The organism is Pseudonocardia sp. SID8383, from assembly GCF_009864975.1.
In the GTDB taxonomy this organism is placed as follows: Bacteria; Actinomycetota; Actinomycetes; order Mycobacteriales; family Pseudonocardiaceae; genus Pseudonocardia; species Pseudonocardia alni.
In genome coordinates this window covers 1-1,703 of sequence record NZ_WWFY01001194.1, presented here as the reverse complement: position 1 = coordinate 1,703, position 1,703 = coordinate 1, and the positions used below count along the sequence as shown (strand labels likewise).

Here is a 1,703-nt window from a genome sequence, read left to right as displayed (position 1 = left end):
GTCACCGGCCAGGCGGGCCAGCAGCACCGCGGCGACGGCGGCGGCGAGCCACTGCAGCCCGATCAGCACGGTCTTGGCCGGTGACGACGCGGCGGCGAACCAGTCCGCGGTGCGCGCGGTGACCCGCAGGCCGTCGGCGTCGGCGGGGGAGAGCTGGGTGGTGAACGCGGCGACCGCGCGCACGACGTCGCCGGGGAAGGCACGCGGGGCGCCGTCGCCGAGGGTGACCCGGGACCCGGCCTCGTCGGTGTCGAGGACCAGCCCGCAGTCGTCGCCGGGCGGGACGGGGGCGCGCAGCAGCTCACGGCCCCCGACCTGGACCCGCAGCTCCCCGCCCGGTCCGGTGAGCACGGCGAACCCGATCCCGGTGGCACCGGGCCGCTCCGAGGCCACGACGGTCGTCGCCGTCCCGGTGTCGGCGGAGCGGGCCTGCGCGGCGCGCAGCACCCGGCAGCCGACGTCGACGCGTACCGCCTCCGGTGCGTAGGGCTGGAACGCCGCCGTCGTCGACACCGGCTGCTCGCCCGCCCGGGGCCAGGTCACGGTCGTGCTGCGGGTGTCGACGGGGGCGAACGGCACCAGCGCGGCGAGCAGGCCCGCGAGCAGGCCGGCGAGCAGGGTCGCGACCACCAGGCGGCGGGGGACGGACGGCGGGGCGGGGTGGTCTGAGGGGTGCATCGACTTCCGGATCGACTCGGCGGGGGAGCGCGGCGGGGCCGGCCCGCCCGTCAGACCGCGGTGACCGGCACCGTGTGCCGGCCGGTCGCGCCGTCGGGGATCGAGACCTGTTCCCGTTCCGTCTGCACCGTGCCGGTCCGGTCGGTCGCGCGCACGCGCAGGGTGTGCTCGCCGGGTCCCAGTTCGATCTCGGTGCGCCACATCCGCCAGGTGTCGGCAGCGACGTCGGCGCCGAGGCGGGCCGGGACCCAGGTCCCGCCGTCGACGGCGACCTCGACCCGGGTGATGCCGACGTGCGGCGCCCACGACGTCCCGGCGACGACGACCCGCCCGGCCGGGACCGACGCCCCGGCCGCCGGGGTGTCGATGCGGGACTGGGTCTTCACCGGGCCCTCGCGGGCCCAGCCGCGCTCGGCCCAGTACGGGGTGGCCGCGTCCCAGGTGGTCACCTCGATGTCGGTGATCCACTTGCAGCCGGAGACGTAGCCGTAGAGGCCGGGGACGACCATGCGCACCGGGAAGCCGTGCTCGACCGGCAGCGCCTCGCCGTTCATGCCGAACGCGAGCAGGGCGTCGCGGCCGTCGGTGACGACGTCGACCGGGGTGCCGGTGGTGAACCCGTCGACGCTGGTGGACAGCAGCTGCTGGGCCCCGGGTCCGACCCCGGCCTCGGCGAGCAGGTCGGCCAGGCGCACCCCGGTGAACCGCGCGTTGGAGATCAGCGCGCCGCCGACCGGGTTGGACACGCACACCATCGTGATCGGCACCTCGACGACCCGGCGGGCCCGCAGCTGGTCCAGGGAGAGCGTCAGCTCGCGCTCGACCATGCCGTGCACCCGCAGGGTCCACGACGCGGTGTCGACCCGCGGGACCTGCAGCGCGGTGTCGATCCGGTAGAAGTCCGCGGTCGGGGTCAGCCAGGCCGGTGCGCCCGGCAGGGTCGCGTCCGGCGGGAGCGCCGGTACCGGCGGGGCGGGCGGCAGCGCGAGTGCCGCGGGCCCGGACGTCGACGGCGCGGCGGCGAG

General features: G+C 77.2%; 1 protein-coding gene and 1 pseudogene. Both read right to left on the bottom strand.

Annotated elements, in window-relative coordinates:
• Positions 1–678: pseudogene (locus GTW08_RS29080) on the bottom strand (indolylacetylinositol arabinosyltransferase); the annotation flags it as partial.
• A 50-nt stretch (positions 679–728) separates the two neighbouring features.
• On the bottom strand, positions 729–1,703 hold a 975-nt coding region (locus tag GTW08_RS29075; RefSeq protein WP_161152802.1), incomplete at its 5' end, for a molybdopterin-dependent oxidoreductase.